The sequence below is a fragment of the Bradyrhizobium sp. STM 3566 genome (assembly GCF_045571445.1).
GTDB lineage: Bacteria > Pseudomonadota > Alphaproteobacteria > Rhizobiales > Xanthobacteraceae > Bradyrhizobium > Bradyrhizobium vignae.
Map to the genome: position 1 here is coordinate 6236397 of NZ_CP120692.1, position 16478 is coordinate 6252874.

10 protein-coding genes and 3 pseudogenes are annotated in these 16478 nt (G+C 57.7%); 7 read left to right on the top strand and 6 right to left on the bottom strand.

The window, feature by feature from the left end:
* Positions 1-249: 249 nt before the first annotated feature.
* A pseudogene (locus P6U27_RS29980) lies at positions 250-372 on the top strand (IS256 family transposase); the annotation flags it as partial.
* Positions 371-752, top strand: a pseudogene (locus P6U27_RS29985) (transposase); the annotation flags it as partial. The pseudogenes P6U27_RS29980 and P6U27_RS29985, both read left to right, overlap by 2 nt.
* Before the next feature lie 1069 nt (positions 753-1821).
* On the opposite strand, the gene P6U27_RS29990 reads toward P6U27_RS29985, so the two are convergent.
* Together P6U27_RS29990 and P6U27_RS29995 are read right to left on the bottom strand one after the other, a co-directional pair.
* Positions 1822-2358: a YopT-type cysteine protease domain-containing protein gene (locus P6U27_RS29990; protein ID WP_407193014.1), complete on the bottom strand. Its 537-nt coding sequence runs from the start codon at positions 2356-2358 to the stop codon at positions 1822-1824.
* 3395 nt (positions 2359-5753) lie between these two features.
* Positions 5754-5960 carry a hypothetical protein gene (locus tag P6U27_RS29995; RefSeq protein ID WP_174221600.1) on the bottom strand — a complete coding sequence of 69 codons (207 nt, stop codon included), beginning with the start codon at positions 5958-5960 and terminating at the stop codon, positions 5754-5756.
* A gap of 1559 nt (positions 5961-7519) precedes the next feature.
* Between P6U27_RS29995 and trpD the strand changes: the two genes are divergently transcribed.
* The 5 genes and pseudogenes from trpD to P6U27_RS30020 all read left to right on the top strand — a co-directional run bounded on the left by trpD (position 7520) and on the right by P6U27_RS30020 (position 12109).
* Positions 7520-8533: an anthranilate phosphoribosyltransferase gene (trpD, locus tag P6U27_RS30000; protein WP_407121537.1), complete on the top strand. Its 1014-nt coding sequence runs from the start codon at positions 7520-7522 to the stop codon at positions 8531-8533.
* A gap of 252 nt (positions 8534-8785) precedes the next feature.
* A complete protein-coding gene (locus P6U27_RS30005; RefSeq protein ID WP_122405176.1) occupies positions 8786-8971 on the top strand; it encodes a hypothetical protein in 186 nt (61 codons plus the stop codon).
* A 563-nt stretch (positions 8972-9534) separates the two neighbouring features.
* Positions 9535-9817: pseudogene (locus P6U27_RS30010) on the top strand (M20 family peptidase); the annotation flags it as partial.
* A 225-nt stretch (positions 9818-10042) separates the two neighbouring features.
* Positions 10043-10306 (top strand): hypothetical protein, encoded by a 264-nt coding sequence (locus P6U27_RS30015; protein ID WP_145987060.1) that lies wholly within the window; start codon positions 10043-10045, stop codon positions 10304-10306.
* Positions 10307-10792: 486 nt separating this feature from the next.
* Positions 10793-12109, top strand: coding sequence for a peptide ligase PGM1-related protein (locus tag P6U27_RS30020; RefSeq protein WP_407193015.1), 1317 nt, complete (start codon positions 10793-10795; stop codon positions 12107-12109).
* 730 nt (positions 12110-12839) lie between these two features.
* On the opposite strand, the gene P6U27_RS30025 is transcribed toward P6U27_RS30020, so the two are convergent.
* The 4 genes from P6U27_RS30025 to P6U27_RS30040 form a co-directional block, all read right to left on the bottom strand.
* Positions 12840-13517, bottom strand: a complete 678-nt coding sequence (locus P6U27_RS30025; protein ID WP_122405178.1) for a 2OG-Fe(II) oxygenase — start codon at positions 13515-13517, stop codon at positions 12840-12842.
* A gap of 6 nt (positions 13518-13523) precedes the next feature.
* On the bottom strand, positions 13524-14669 hold the full coding sequence (locus tag P6U27_RS30030) for a GFA family protein (RefSeq protein ID WP_407193016.1): 1146 nt from the start codon (positions 14667-14669) through the stop codon (positions 13524-13526).
* A gap of 56 nt (positions 14670-14725) precedes the next feature.
* Positions 14726-15070, bottom strand: coding sequence for a hypothetical protein (locus P6U27_RS30035; RefSeq protein ID WP_209294505.1), 345 nt, complete (start codon positions 15068-15070; stop codon positions 14726-14728).
* A 322-nt stretch (positions 15071-15392) separates the two neighbouring features.
* Positions 15393-16235, bottom strand: coding sequence for an electron transfer flavoprotein subunit beta/FixA family protein (locus tag P6U27_RS30040; RefSeq protein WP_122405180.1), 843 nt, complete (start codon positions 16233-16235; stop codon positions 15393-15395).
* Positions 16236-16478: the final 243 nt, after the last annotated feature.

Sequence of the window (16478 nt, forward strand, 5' to 3'; positions counted from 1 at the left end):
TCTTTCTAGCTAGTGGTCCCGCGCGCGACGATGCAATCGCGCAAGGGTGAAGCATTCCTGCGCACTGCCACGTCTAAGCCGGCAGGCTCTGCTATGAGGGCCTAACCTACTGAACCCATCAGCCATAGTGAGCCGTATGACGGTCTGGCTTAGGACCAAGACCATCGAGCCACTCGATAACCGCGCTTGAACTTGCGACACTTGCAGGTGGCCCAGCGAAAGGGCGGCGCACGCTCTCTCGCAGAGCCGATCCAGAGCATCCGCAAACCCACCTATTTTCCGGGTTTCCTGGAGCGCCTGCGCATGGCCGAGAAGGCGCTCACCGCTGCCGTCTCGATCCGCTCGGTCGACACTTGGTGCAGAGCAAACGGTCTCTCCGATTGCGCTGGAGCGGTCAGACACCTCCATGCGTTGTTCGAGATCGAACGCACCATCAATGGCTGGGACGCTGACGAGCGGCGCGCCGTGCGCCAGGAAAAGCAAGCCGCTTCTCGAGGACATGCACGCCTGGTTGTTGCGCCAACGCGAAACCCTCTCCCGCTCCTCCGAGGTCCCAAAGCCTGAATTGAATGCTCAGGCGCTGGGACGAGTTCGCCCGCTTCCTCGAGGATGGCAGGATCTGCTTGACCGACAATTGCGCTGAGCGCGCCTTGAGAGGCATTGCCTTAGGAAGGCGCAGCTTGACCTTCGCTGCTAGCCGGCGTGGCGCCGACCGTGCCGCCATTATGCTGACGATGATCACGACCGTCCGATCGCAGCGGTCGGCGACCTCCTTAGAGGGGGATCGCAACATTTGGGCTATGAGGGGATCGGCACAAGTTCACGACCTCTTTGAAGAGATCGGTTTATATCTATGCTTGACCATAGGACCGATGGGTGGGGTTCCAGATAATGTATCGACCCACACCAACCGCTTTCGTTTTGTGAACGCATCGGGTTCGTCAGCTTTCGGAAAGCTAACCCGTGTACAGTGACGTTGAAGTTAGCGGCCCGTGGTAGGGACAGCGCCTGCCCCGTGTATGCGTGGGGCCTTGAGCGCCGAGTCACGTTTCCGCTAACTTCAACCAGTGCGGGCGTGGCAGAAATGGCGTCTGTCCAACCTGACCAGCGCCGAGTCGCGCCCGCGCTGCTTCCGGTGTGAGACTGAGATCAGATCTAACCCACATAGCCTGATCACTGGGTCGGTTCCGTTTTCGACGTCACCAGAGCCAGACGGCAGCGGAAGCGCTGCGGCGAGGACAACGGCCGTACCGTTGCGGAGCTCGTGACGAGCGTTGACTCGGTCGTGAGCTGGTGCGGCGACACGCATCATCCTCGACAGCAGCTGTTTGGCGGCGAGGTCACTAGAGAAGTGGTCGGCGACGATTCCGAAGCAGACGAAAATACAGCTTGTGCCGGCTGTAGTGGATGCGTGATGCTCGCCCTTCGCCTTGAGCGAGCAAGGCCTCGAAACGCACACCAGGAGCTGAGCCAGCTTTCAGACAAGGTCTAACCGGCCAACGGACCTGCTTGAATGCACGCGCAGCCCCTTCAGGCTCTGACGCGCGAGGGCATGCGCTCATCAACCTGAGTGAACCGGCCCACCTCTCTTGATTATTCTCGTCTCGCTGCACTACTCTCAGAGAGCTTCTGTCGAGCGTACTCCTGCAACGAAGGCTGCGTTGAGCTCCGCTAGCAAGCACGTCGGGTGCACGTTCAGGGGGCCACAATCCGTGTTGCCTGCCGCGATTGCACTTTCGGACCCGATGCGGCTGTCCGGCATCGATCGCGAAAGGATCCGATCCGTGGGGCTCGACACGTCTGTTGCAACCTCCCAAACACTCACGTCATTCTTTGTGTGACGACAATCGATATATCATGTCCGTTCGGGCTCCTGTAACGCTCGGCGAGACTTTTGAGCAACTCACCCATCTGACCTGACTGAACTGTAAATTCTCCATAGTTTGGATCAAAGAGCGTCGTCATTCCATTCGATGTCGACGTTGCGATTGTGTGGGCACCACCTGCGCGGAAACGCAAGCTGACCAAATAGACCGATGGATCGTCGGTGATTTCATTCACGATCTGGTCAATGCGCGAAGATGTACCAAACCTATGTCGCGTCTGTTCGGCGGACGGCTCTAGGCCGGCTTCGCGTAACATCACGCTTTTTGCCTCAAGGTTGTGAGACTCTTCCGCTCTATCGCTTTGCAACAGAGTCTTGAGCTCTTCATATCGCTGCTGACGCATTGCCGCTGAGCTGTGATTTTGAGTCCCCGGGCGTAGCGCCCTCATCCGGGATGAAGGGCTGCTTGGAAGATTGAGGAGCCACTCCGCTGCCAATCCAACGCAGATTCCATCGACATTGGCCTCGGGCAATTCGGCCGTCCTGTATTCGAACAGAGGGTGCGTAGACCTCACTGGAGAGGATGGACTTGAGCTGGAGGACAGAGAGGATATGCTGGGATCCGAGGTGCTCGCACTATAAATGATTGCCTCCGAGGCATGTGGCTTGCTGCAGCAGAGCCCCATTTTGTCGGACAAATCCCCAGATGGCGCACTCTGCCGTTGAGCCAGATCCGTCATCGTTTGCGCAAATCCGCAACTGTCCGCCGACGGACTCTGTTCGTCAGCTTGATTAGGGCGTGTGGGTTGCCCATTAACTCGATTATACATGCCGGTTCGCCTGCTTCAGCGTACGTTTCTTCAGAGCGAGCGCGGGCTGCTTACGCCCCGCCTGCGGATGATATTCGCGGCAAGCTGACGACGAGCTGACAACCAGATAAGTGCCGAAGCTACCGCCCCCCGCGCCCACTTGGTGTCTCCACCGCCACTGCTCACGATCCTCGCTCCGGGTGCGGGGTGGTGGCCGACGAGCTCATGTCTGTCGCTCAGCGACGGCAGGCCGACCCTTTGCAATTCCGGACGCAGTACAGGGTCGTGGCGCCCCTGGAAAGCGCGTTCGTCAAACTGAATTCGACCGTCCCGTTGGCCTCGATCTCACATTACCGCGTTATGCCGCCGATCGGCACATACTTTTTCGCTCCAAAGAGTTGCGCAATTGGCGTCGTCGGAACGGCCAGTGACTGCGTTGTGTCCGGTCGCCGGCTCGATGGAATGTTGCTGCCGGACCCCATTCAGCACGGCTCCGCAATCCTTACCCGGATCAGTGCACTGTTAGCTGCCCAATGTGACAGCAGAAAATTTCAGGCTCAGCCCGCCCCACACGGCAAACACGCGATTGATCTTGACCTATACCGGCTTATGTCGCCTCAGATCGGCGCGCCGACTCGGTGCTTCTGCAGCCGCTCGGCGTTACCTTCCGCTCGGATATTACCAACTCACCTCATCATGCTGTCGCGCTCATCCGCGCGAACAACATTGCCGCGTCTGAGGGCCCTAGTCCAACAATGCCTACAAAGCTTGACGGCGGCGTCGGGATCTCCCGATGAGTGGGTCTCCAAAGGTGAAGACAATATCGGCTGTTATTCACGTACTGAGATTGTGGCGGATGCAGTTGCATGACGCACTCCTCCTCATCCCAGAACAGGTCTTTGACAAAGCACATCTCTTCCCAGTTCGGACAGCGTCGCGGCGTCGAGACGGCAACATGCTCCCAGCCGGGACGGACGAATCCACTTATTTTTAGTTCACACCCGCAAGGCCCCTGCACAAGGAATACGCCGCAAGGTCCCGATCCCGGAGCGGTACCGAATCGGCCGTGTTGCACGCGGCCGGCCTCCAGCTTCTCTATCATTTGCGCGCGCACGCCCGCTCCTTTGCCTCTCGGATGGCCTTGAGCTCGACGCGGACGACGTTGTCTCGCAACTCGTCAATCAGCTCGATCCTCGGCCCAGCGCTCCTAGACCACTCTTCAGTGCACCATCTGAGAAATCCGCAGATGTCCATCATCACTCGTTCTCCTGTTATGCTCTTTTAATGCTTTCACTGCGGGCGACGAACGCTCTCAAGGGCCACCGATTGCTTGAGTATGAGCGGCAGCACGATGCGCGCGATGGCAACTCAGTCCGCCGATTGCACCTTCCCGCTCACAACGCAACTCTGTCCTCAAGCTTCTCTTATGCGAAGCATCTTGCTCATCGATGCCAGCCAGTATTGGCCGCACATGGCCGAACAGAGCGCGCATCAGCAACAATAATGTCCGCCACCGCTCTCTCGCGCTTCATGCAAGCGTTAGCGCCCGTTCATGTTCGACGGCGACCTGCCTGAACACGAGAACTTGGCGGCTCTTGGCAGCCACCCCCTCTTCAATGAATTGGTCCTAATCATGGCGCGCCCCTGTAGTTGCGCTCGACATCCACATTCGATGACGATTCGCAAAACCAGTGCTGGCATCAGTTGGTGCTTCGAGGCCGTGTCAATGCTCGCTAAGACTGTAGCATTTGACTATCCGCGTTTTGTCCTCGAGTCCGAATACTGCCAATGCGCCGTCTATATGAACTCGGCTTGAATTGTACGAGGTAAAGCCGAACAGGCCTGTAACAGAGCCGCGAGCGCCTGACATGAACCGTTCTTGAGTTGAAAACATGCAGCGCATTGCCTGCCATATCGACGTCTCTCGTAAGCTAACGGTCAGAAACAATGATTAGTCGATCTCATTTAGTGCGACGGTCGTCCGCTCTCCCTGTTTCACCACGATGGAAGTTCCTCACTCATTGTTCACGGTATGGCGCTCGCGAACGCGCTCACGCGTTTGCTGCTAACGCGGGTGTCGTCTTTCAGACATGGACGTCGCGAACCCGACCTCGGGCAGCGGCTCTGTGTCGCCAACGCACGACAGACGCGCCTTTGCTTGCATCACAGCGGTCCCGATACTTCTCCGTCTTGGCATGTCGATTGCTGCGGAGACGGAAAGCGGCCTTAAGTGTACCGACGATACACGAGCATCCCATCGGCCGGATGCTCGCCGCGCAACAGACAACGATTCTGATACTCTCCTATGAAAGAGGCCTGCGAACTTATGAGTGGTACGAGGGATGCAAAGCCCGGCATTTTTCCGTGGACCAGCGCGACACTTGATGAAATGACGCATTGGCGCACACCAAAGCACAGAACGATCAAGCATTACGGAGGCGATTATCGCTCCGGGCGGGCGCAAACGAGGTGGAATCTTTGGCCGCTGGCCGCACTCCTTATAAATGCGCTGCTTTGGGCAGCTATCTACTGGATCGTCGCAGCGTTCTTGTGAAGCAATCTGTCGGACGAAGCCCCCGGGGGCTTTCGGACGTCTCCCGCATGCCGCAGCCGCACCTTATGCGCAGAATCGATCGGACGTGGCGAGCTCTTTCACAGACTCCGGTTCCAGCGAATACTTCGCGCGACTACCTGGAAATGCGCATCCACGGCGCAAAGGAACAATTGAGGCGTGACGCAGATATCTCGGGTTTAGGCGAAACTGATTGCCATTGCAGCCGGGACGAAGTGCCAAACACTGACCTCTAACAGCTCAACACGTCCCCGCGCGGACGTCATCCGCGATTCCGCGCTAAGCGCCAAGCATTGACCGGAACATATCTAGGGTTTCGCATTTTCGTGATATGAGAACTAGCTTTCGAGAAAGCTGACTGAATAGCTCGACCTGACGGGCGTTGAGCAGACCTGCTCCGCCTTCCCTTACGTGTCGCGATCAGGAGCGCGGCACAGGACCGTAGGGTGACGCACTGCGGTACCCCTCAGCCGCTGACTTGCTTGCTAAGCGACATTGGGGCGCCACTGGTCGAGTAGCGATCAACAGGCCGGGGCGTCAGCGACGCTTACAGCTCTTCCTCGGGCCACATATCGTCCTCGTTTTTGTGCATCTTCCACATCTGCGCACGCCGAGCTAGCTTGTCGTATTCCTCGGCAATTTTAAGCAGCCTGTCTTTGGCTCTTCCGTCATCGAGCGCTTCCGCCTTCTTTCGCGTTGCTTCCGCACGGCCTCGCCAGTGGTCGGGCTGGTAGAGTTTACTTTTCGGATTCATGCCGAGAGCATGCAACTCGCAGATCAAAGAAGTGCGACACCGTCGCTCCGTATAATCACGTAGCAGCGACGCTCGCGGCCTCGGTTTCCGAAGCAGACGTTCGCCGCGCACAGCCGCTATTCTCGAGGGCCTCAGCGCGCGTTTGAGCCGACGCTCGAACGAAGAATGCACATCCCGACATCCTCAGACGATCGTACGCACGAAGGGACTTGAATCGCACGTAGCGTTAGATTGTACGATCCTGGACACGTCCGACAATCCAGACCGTCCCGAACACGTCATGAGTACTACGAATGCTTCAAACATCGAGCCTCACCTGGCGCGCCTCACTCAGGACGATAAGATCCTACAGGAGCATCCTTGCCCGCGCTGCGTCGGAGCTATTCCTGTCGCGGCTGGACGAAGTCGCGCGTTTCGAGATCTGCACGGCAGGCGGTCCCCTGACCGTTGCCTCACCGGAACGGACGCGAGACGGAGGCTCGATCCCAGATCGCCCACCGAACGTCTTCACTTAACGCGGAACACCGGCGCAATTACACCAAGCATCGTCCTCGCGCGCGCCATCATGGTTCCCTCCAAACGACGAGTGCATCATCAACAGTCGCTTGAGTGCACCTGCGCTTCTGCCTGCTCTCTCCGCGCGATAGCTGGCGCAGGCCCTTCAACCCGGCGTCCCTCCTGCTACGGCGTCATTAGTTGGCTGGCGAGTAGGTTGCGCCAGAGCACCTAAGCACAAGTCACGCTCAAGCAATGCCTCGCGCCATTAGGGCATGCACTGCATCAACGGAAGATCCAGGATGATCACTTGCAGGACCAGCTCAGCCGCTAGTGCCTCCACTCTTAATGGTGCTCTGCCGCTACGGCAGATATCGTTTCTGTCGTTCCGCACAAATGACCTGCACCGTACGGACCAGAAAGGCGGAAGAACGAGCTTGCCGGCATGTCCTTAAGCAGTTCCGGCCTGTTTCCCGATTGACAGGTCATGTTGCGCTTCGCGCAGGAAGAACAATAACGCAGCCACACGGGCCTTGAAGGTAAATCATGACTCAAGATCAAACAACTCAGTTCACTTCGCGCCTCACACTCCACTGCGCCATTGCCCTTGTCGTGGCAATGACAGTGGCAATCCCAAAGCCGGTCAAAGCGGGCGATCAAACACCGACCGCAGAAGAAAAAGAGGCTTGCATGGATGACGTGTTCCGCCTTTGTAGCAGCCACATACCAGATCGCTCCGCTATCACTGCCTGCCTGAGATCCAAGCAAGCGAGCCTCAGTCAGCAATGTCGCTACGTGATCTCCGCGCGAGACACTGGCCATAAAAGCAGCAACTCGAGGTGAAGATGTGGCGGCCAGAAATGGAGAGCTTGACCCTCACGTAGCGTCAGGTTGTAGCCTCGCCAAGCTGTGCCCACACTCAACCGACTGCCGCCTCAAGCGTCGATTGGGCCGTGCCGCTGGGGCAGGCGACTGCATCAAGGCAATCGGTGCCTGGGTCTCTTGAACAATGTCTCGCTGTACGGAAGAGCTCGAGGTTTGGACAAGGAAGCGTGTAAAGTTCGATGGAAGTGCTTAGATCGATCATCGGCAAAGTTGCCACGGGCGCCACTCTGACGCGTGAGGAAAGCGCGTCAGCCTTGGACAGCATAATGTCGGGTGACGCAACTCCCTCGCAAATCGGTGCTCTGTTGATGGGGATGCGCGTCCGGGGCGAGACCGTCGAAGAAGTCACCGGCGCCGCCTGGGCGATGCGGAATAGAGCGCCGCGGGTCGAGGCGGCATGCGACCCCGTCGGTCTGGCTGGCACGAGCGAGACCCTTATGTATTCGGCCAACGTGTCGACATGTGCTTCCTTCATCGTCGCCGGGGCCGGCATTCCTGTGACCAAGCATGCCAACCGCGCTGCGTTTTCGGGTTCAAGCGCCGCAGACCTGCTGGCGCGCCTCGGTGTGAAGGTCGATCTCAAGCCTCAGGCCATCGCACGTTGCTTGAAGGAAGCCGGTATCGGCTTCATGTTTGCCTCCGTGCATTATCCGGCGATGCAGCGCATCGGGCAGATCCGGAGCGCGGTTGGAACCCATACGATCTTTAATCTGGCCGAGGCTCTGTGCAACCCGGCGGGGCTCAAGCGGCAGATCGTTGGGGTATTCTCTCCTGAATGGGTGCAGCCTCTGGCGTACGTCTTGAAGAACCTTGGCGCCGAGTCGGTATGGGTTGTTCATGGCTCGGACGGGCTCGAGGAAATAACCCTCACCGGCCCAACGTCTGTAGCTGCGCTCGAGGCGGGTATAGTCCGCACCTTCGAAGTGACGCCCGAAGAAGCCGGGCTCGCCCGCTGCCGCAACGACGCGCTGGAGAGCAGGGATGCGGAGGCTAGTGCCGTCGCGCTGCAAAATGTGCTTGATGGCATACCAGGTCGATTTCGCGACGCCGCTCTTTTGAACGCTGCGGCGGCGTTGGTCGTGGCTGGGCGGGCCTCGACACTGCAGGAAGGCGTAGCACTTGGGCAAGAATCACTTGATCGCGGCGCCGCAGCCAGTCGACTGAAGCGCCTGATCGCGGTTTCGAACGCCTGACAGCCGAGCGGGCCGATGTTCCATTGCGATCAAGTCTGCGGATCACGAGTGCGAAAATATTGCGGCCTCGAATGCGCACCAGCTCTGCGGATTTCAAGGAGCGTGCGCCGCCTATGCTCGCCCGCACGAAAGCAATTTGCGCCGAGCACGCGGCCCGAGAGCCCACTTTTTTGTCGACGAAATCCTGTTCACCCCGGGCCGCCGAGGTGAGGACCCGCCATCAAGCACGCCGCGCGCCAAAGGAGAGAATCGATGATGTCCTCGCAGAGGATTGAAACACTCGGGTCTATCGCAGTGATGGAACACATCATTCGGAAGTTTCGGGAGTTGATCGACACAGATAGCTCGATCCCGCCGGAGCTGCGCGGTGCGCTGCACGCCACACTCGATGAGCATCTTCTCGATGCAAAAAGACGTATTCTCCTAAAAGTGCATTAGGTGCACCGATGCCGTCTACATCCCGAGACAATCTGGCAGGCGCGCGCCGTACCGCGATCGGCATCATCCCATCCGCACGGGTCCAGCGAGACTCCAGCCTCGCCTACTCGGATCGCGACCGCGGCTGCATGTGCACTGGCGCGTCGCCGGGTTGCTCAGGGCGCTTCCTGTTTGATGAGAGCCCCGTGAAAACAGTGGCGGCGGCAGTTCTCAGTGCTACCGCCGCGATTGCCGATCCGACTCAAACAATTGCCTGGGCTGCGACTGGTTTCAAGGATTAGAGCTCGTATTGAACGGTCTCATGAGCTCCAGCGATTTCGGCGCTTTGTTTGTCTATGCTAGCGCCGATGTGCGGCCTGTCGAAAACTACCAGCTTTGGTAGATCAGTTGTGATCGACAGGCGAGTAGCATCGTTCCGGCAGCAGGACGGAATCAACGGCACGCCTTGAGTCACAACCGTTAGAGCCTCTCTAGACCTTCTGGCTCGATTCCGATGTGAGTAAATGGTCATGTCATGATCTTGCGGAAGCGATGACAATCGAATGCCAAGGCGTCAGACAACTATGTTCAGCAGCGCGTTCGAGATCGCCCCGATCCTTGAGAGCATTCGCACCTGGGTCGTGATCGAATCTCCGACGGAGCGGCCAGATCAGATCAACAAATTGGCCAGGGTCGTCGCAGCAGGGGATCGCGACCTACCGGCCAACGTCGAGCGCGTTGCGGGGCGTGACGGCTGCGGCAATCATTTGATCACCCGCTCCTCTTGGGGGCAGGCCCGTCCCGGGCATTTTGGTGTTGAGCCATCTCGAGACGGTTCATCCGATGCGATCCATCGAACGGCTACCATCAGCGACCCTGATCTCAAAAGCAGACGAACTTTCTTGACGCAAATCGCAGCGCTGAATGCGTGGGACACCAGACCGGTCGGGCGCCCCGGTTTGGAGCCCCAGTCCCGTTCATAACGTTGCATAAAAGGGCTTGAATCGGACGTAACGTTAAGTTGTACGTTCTTGAGGAGGGCACCTATCTCGATTCATCGGAAGATATCGCTTGGGATTATGGAGCAGCAAGTTGAAAGAGCCCGACGGGGTCAAGAAGGTCCTGTTAATCGATCATATTGAAGGCCAATGCCGTTGCATCATCGGCTTCAAAGATGGAGACGCCAGAGAGGCCTATATGTGCGGCGAGCCTGTATATCAAAGACGCGGCAAGAAACTCTCTTCATGGTGTGCCTACCACTACGGACAGATGCACACGGCCGCCGCCCAGCAGAACAGAGAGAGTGATCAATCGGCCGCGAGCCCTCAAGCAGTGTCCATTGTTCGCAACCCATGAGAACCATCAAATGCCGCGTCATCCCAAGGCACAAGGGCAAAGCATGTGATCGGGGCCTCGCCAAGCAATTCTGGGCTGAGGCGAAAGCAACTCGCGGCAAGAATACTATGCGGGCCTGAGTCGCATGCATAACGAGCTTGATCTCTGCCGCCTGATCGACCGAACCGGTGTGCATGCTCCGACAAACCTGCGATCCATTTCGAAGGGCACTCTCAGCTTCGTCAGCCTCAACGGAAAGACTGAGCGGATCGCTCGCTCCTTCAATCAGCGCGGCGTTCAGAAGGGAGACCGGATCGCGATCCTCAGCATCAGCAGGCGGAATTATCCAGAGCTGCAATGGTCGATGAGAAAGCATCGACCTATCCTCTCTCGGAGCGGGACGGCGCCAAATCAAACTTCGCTTAGTGCTCACCAAGACGTACCAAGTTCACCATTATTGGCATCACGATCCCTGTCTGATCGCGCCCAAATGCCCGGAGGTCGCGCATGCCGCGGATCCTGATCATGAATGCCGGTACAGCTCAAATGTCCGGCGTCGATCTGACGCGAGCTCAACTCTCGCTCGCCGCCAATTCGGCATACCGTTCGGCGTGGTTTGCTCATGAAGGTGACCTGATAGTGTCCCCGGTAGACATCCCGGCGGATCTGCTCTCCTTCATTGGCGCGACGCTCGATTTCGACGCATCGAGTCTCTGTCTCCTTGTACCTGAAGGTGGCCGCCAATCACCGGTCCTTGATGATGGCACACTTCTGTCCAAGACTGTTGTTGAGCGCATCAACAGACATATTCGTCAGAAATCAACCTGGCGATTATATCCCTGTTACACTACCGAAGGTGTCGCACGCCTGGCGGCCATGTTGGGCATACCGCAGACCGGCGGCGACTTCGCTCTGCAGCGAGGGCCTGATCTGTTGAACCGCAAGAGCCACTTCCGTCAATTAGCGACAAGCGTCGCACTTCCGCTGCCCAATGGTTCCGTCACGGCAGACCCAAACGAACTATCCAGAGCTGTTACTTCCCTCAGAGCCGAGACTGGCAGCGTCATTGTAAAGCTGGACAATGGAGCCGGTGGAGTCGGAAACGTCATCCTGACCGGCAACGAAAGCGATCCACTACCGGGGGCAAGAGATACCCGGCGAATTCCGTGGCCCTCGTTTGATCCTGACGCGCTTTGGTCTGAGATGACAAACGCATCTTGTAAGACGCTGGTCGTGGAGTCGTACCACCTGGCCAAGTCATTGTTCTATCTCGAGTATGAAATTGAGAATGATGGTTCAATCGTCTTCACGAACAGTGGAAACATACGTCTGCGTAAAAGCGCCGATCGGTCCGAAAGAGCTCTGATCTGGACAGGACTTGAGATTCCAAGCGACCTGGGGAACGAGCAATGGTTGATCGCACAGGCGCATGCCTACCGATTCGTGGCGCTTGCGCGAAACCTGGGATATCGCGGAATGATCAACATTGACGCCATTTTCGCGGATGACGGACGGCTGCTGTTTAATGAAGCGAACGGCCGCTGGGGTGGCGGCTCGGTATTACACAGCATTGCGGTCCGGCTGCTGGGCTTCGACTATTCCGGTCGCAACGTTATTTTATCCGTAAGAAATGTTCGATCACGATCCCTCCAAACAGCGTGTGAGCGTTTCAGCCAGGACGGATTTCTGTTCGACCCCACACGCAAGGAGGGCGTGATCCCGCTTGCCTCCGACGCAGAGGTTGGCACGGTGGAGTGCCTTGTGATTGCGCGCAATAGGCCGGCGGCCCGCGACCTGGAGCAGCGGCTACTGCGAATGGTTTGATTGAGATCCCAGCGAATATATCTTCAACCGCTCAATTAATCCGAACTTGTCCCTGCTCTCGACCGCGTGGCAAGGATGCGCTGGCTTGATGAATAGAGACTTGCATCGGCACGCCGCCACCTGCATTGGCGATCTCCCGCAACTGCTGTTCGAAAGCCGCGGCATCTGCCGACGAGGAAACCGACAAGTTTTCTTGCGGGCTCCCGCTGCCCGACTGCTGGAGCCCCCCGAGTTGAGGTAAAGTCCATCCATTCTCTCTGTCGAAATAAATACTTAGGACTCGGCTGACGCAGGACGGTCGAGCAAAAGGCCGAGCGGGATCAGGGAGCTTCAGAAGAGTCTTCTCTTCTGATGGCCGTTCCAAAGACCCAGTGCGCGCAGGTGCCGTCCCAAACGGGCCGAGCATTCGGCTGTTTGCTAGGTCTGATTGCTGTGGAGAACCTTACGACAATACAGGGCTTCCTACGCGAAGCGCGAGTACACGATAGCGCGCGCCGACACACCTCCCGGTTTGACGCAGCGACGATGGCTTGCCGCAGTTACTCTGAGCAACCTCGGCTAGGATTACGCGTGGTGGCCTTTACAGGCATCAAGGATTGCGATGACTTCCGACCGGCATTTTGGCAGCGTTTGCGAGGGATCGTCTGAGCACAAGAAGGCCAAGCTACCCCCTCTCCTGAGAGCTCACCCCTTACCAACTTCATTCAAAAGCAATCTCAGCCACCCCACCTCACACGCCAGCGGTAGAGTTTTCGATGATCCGGCGGTTCGCGCCGCTGCGTTTTGAACAGAAGTAGACCAGCGATCGGCGTTCGCCGGACAGCACAGGCTTCACCTCGTGCCGGAGCTTACATGTGGTGACAAGCACGGCGCCAAATGGCGGTCGGAATACCTGGTGTTCGTACCCGCTTGGATATACCACGAACTCACCTCCCTCGAAGTCCCTCGCCAGCTGCACAATGACCGCGTACTCGAAATCCGGATCGCTCGCAGCATCCAGATGAATGCCAACAAACGAACCAGGAGGCATCCGATGCGTTTGGCACCGGCGAATCACGTAATCCGACGTTGCTCCCAAGATCTTTCTTAGCGCGAAGCTGCGGTCTTTCCTTTCCAGCAGTTCCATGATCTGCCCTGGAGCTGCACCGCTCACATCGCTAGGAGCGCGGCCGGGCGGGTCGACCCTCACGCGTTTGACGAAAACATTGTGCGAGTCGCCGGCATCTCCCTCCCTCACTTCTTCTTCGGGAATCTCAGTCTGCAGCTGATCGATCTTGGCCAACTCATCTTGGGTGAATAACATCTGGGGGCCGATCACCACCGTCCCCTTCACCAACAGCTCAATACGGTATTTTGTCAACGCTTCTTCTGAAAGCAGACGAGACTTATCATTCATTGCGCGCGCCATTCGAATTCACTCCAGGGTTTCATGTTCGTTGCAGGACTCCAGGCCCCGGTGCATCGAGCCAAATGCTTGCTCCCAATGCTCGCCATCGAACTCGCTTATTGTTATGCGTTCGATGGTCCTGTCATCCAGGCATCGAATATTCACGCTGAACCCGGCGGGGTTCGACCGCGGCCTATAGAATGGCTTTACACCACAAACCCGGCAAAACGTGTGCCGAGCGATGTTCTTGTTGAACTGATACTCCGTCAGAAATTCTTCGCCGCACTCTATTCCGACCTTATTGTCAGGTACGAGCAAGTGCAGAAATCCTGACATTTGGCAGATTGAGCAATTGCATCGAACTGCAGAGAGCTCTCGCGGTGCTTGGACGTAGAACTTGACAGAACCACAATGACAACGGCCACGGTGTTCGATCTCCGAGTGATCATCTCCTTCGAGTGAGGCAATTTGGAGCAGATCGCAGCACCACTGAAAGCTAAGCCGATAGGCTCGATGGAATTCATCCCAAAAGCGAGCGCTACAGTCAGGAGGGACAAGTTCGCCAATGAGCCGGCTTGTCATTTCTCCGTGATACTTCTCCGCGGGATCTTCTCCGCCGACATGGCTACGGAAGTACTCCAGGTCGTCAGGCCGCGCATTAAAGGTTTTGACGAGAGTCGTCCATAGCGACTGGATCATGTCCGCAGCATGTAGCTCAAAAGCGACCATGTGGGCGCAACGCACTAAGGGATCTTTCGACGACAATCCGGCATAGAGAGAATGCAGATACCGCTTGGTCGCGGCGCTGTAGTTGGGTCGTATTGCTCTGCGGAGGAGTTGCGACGCATCTTTTCTAAACAGGTTTGAGTGGAAGTTCTCAGTCACGAGGATATCGGGTAGCGCCGCCTTGCCGCCCTGGAGAATTTGGCCATAACCGCCCGTCTCATCCCAGCAGATGAAATTTGCGACCACACTGGTCAGTTCAACGTCCCTCGCAATATCCCGATTGTGCTTCATTGCATCGAAAATGAGATCCCGTTGCGACCCCGCCTGCAGGTACGGGAACGCCTGTGACATCGCCAGATATTCAGGCAGCAGGTTAGCGACCTGGTCCTCGGACATCTCCGCAGCGAAGGGGTGCGGGCCGAACAGGGCTCGCGCCTGCTCAGACAAGTACTCGCAGCATATCTGCGGAGGCTGATCGGGTGTAAATCGAGATGCTCGAGATGTCATTTGACCCCTGGCGATGAGGAGAGAACGATCGTTGACGGCGCCACTTTGGATCCGGGCCGACTATTGGCGACCGCGAGTTCGTCAGTTTCGATGGGCTTGTGATCGCGTTCACCATCCAGGCGCACTTCTTGGTGGCCACCTTCGCGGTAGCAGACAGTGCCATGCTCAGTCCTGCTCACGCGCATCGAAGGGAACGCGTAGGTCAACTGACGGGCGATCAACACGGATTCCGGTTTACGAAAATCCCGGTGCCGCGAATTCCCGGCACGGTCAGCATTCGCTTGCAGAGTCATGGTGAAATATTGCGCCGCGCAGGCCCTCGCAGTTGCTGCTCCTGCCATTTGATCGAACTGCTAAGAGCTTCGTACAGCATTGCAAGGACTATCCGCATCTACCTGGCCGTGGGGCCTTCGGGGGCAAGCTGTGCGAAATGCCGGCTGCCGGCCGGCACACGCTTCTCAAAAAGGGACCGCCCTAGCGCCACTACGCTGCCTTCTTGCACGCTTAGAGCAATCACCGTGCCAACTCGTGCACTCACTCCCAGTCTGAATGCTTTGACAAACTCTCGCGACCGACTCCTCATTGCAAATGTATTGAACCTGACACGGCCGCCAGACAGCAGACCGCGAAAAGCCAGCCGCCACCCAGAATGGGCTCTCCAGATCAAGCGTCACGGACAAGTGCAGCAAGATCGGTTTCGAGCTTCGGCTGACGCTTGAAGATTGCGTCTATCAACGCCTGCGCCGGCTGCTCGCCGGCCTCGACCAGCGCTGCCTTCTCAGCCCGCGCAGAGGGAGCGAACACTCGCTTGACGACGGTCGGCGATCCCTTGAGGCCGCATTTGGAGACGTCTTCGATACCGGCATCGTTTGCGCTCCATTTAACGATTTGGGCACGCGCGGCACGCAAGGCATCCGGCATCGCGCCGCGCCGAATCTGATTCGTTGCCTCCAGCATTGTGATCAGACACGGCAGCCTCGTGTGCAGCACCTGAACACCACCTTCGGAGCGTCGTTCCGCTTCAATTGTATGGGCGGCGAGATCTAAGGATCTGACCTTCGCAACATAGGTTAGCTGCAATACGCCCAGTCGCTTTGCGATGCCGGGCCCAACCTGCGCCGTATCGCCGTCGATGGTCTGCTTTCCCGTGAAGATGAGGTTTGTCGGGCCATATTCGTTGCCGATTTTTCGGATGGCTGTTGCAAGTGCATACGTTGTGGCCAGGGTGTCGGAGCCGGCAAAGCAGCGATCGGTGAGTAGGACGGCGCGATCGGCGCCGTAAGTCAGCGCCTTTCGCAAAGAATCTTCCGCCGATGGCGGTCCCATTGTAAGCACCGTAATTTCGCCGCCGAACCGATCGCGCAGCTCCAGCGCGGCCTCGAGGGCGAAGAGGTCATATGGGTTAATGATGGTCGGCACTCCCTGACGCATGATTGTATTGGTCACGGGGTGCACGCGGATCTGCGCCGAGTCCGGAACCTGTTTGATGCAGACGACATTGTGCACGGTGTTGCTCCAAAAGCTGCGACAGCTGCGGAGAGCACAGCAAGTGTTGTACCATCGCCCGCCCTTTTGGGATCGACTTGCCATCACAGAGGCTTAGACCGGGTGATGCGCCCCTCTAGCCCGCTTCCCGACGAACGAATGCTAACATAGTCAGGACTGCGACAGCGCTTTCCGCAGGGCGCGCGAGCTGAGCGAGGCCAGGATGGCTTGCGACAGATTATCGCCGCCAATCACCAGCGGCCG

Excerpts from the sequence above, each read along its gene's own strand:
- trpD (WP_407121537.1), top strand. The coding sequence starts at position 7,520 with ATGGAAGTGCTTAGATCGATCATCGGCAAAGTTGCCACGGGCGCCACT.
- P6U27_RS29995 (WP_174221600.1), bottom strand. The coding sequence starts at position 5,960 with ATGAATCCGAAAAGTAAACTCTACCAGCCCGACCACTGGCGAGGCCGT.
- P6U27_RS30020 (WP_407193015.1), top strand. The coding sequence starts at position 10,793 with ATGCCGCGGATCCTGATCATGAATGCCGGTACAGCTCAAATGTCCGGC.
- P6U27_RS30025 (WP_122405178.1), bottom strand. The coding sequence starts at position 13,517 with ATGGCGCGCGCAATGAATGATAAGTCTCGTCTGCTTTCAGAAGAAGCG.
- P6U27_RS30005 (WP_122405176.1), top strand. The coding sequence starts at position 8,786 with ATGATGTCCTCGCAGAGGATTGAAACACTCGGGTCTATCGCAGTGATG.
- P6U27_RS30035 (WP_209294505.1), bottom strand. The coding sequence starts at position 15,070 with ATGGCAGGAGCAGCAACTGCGAGGGCCTGCGCGGCGCAATATTTCACC.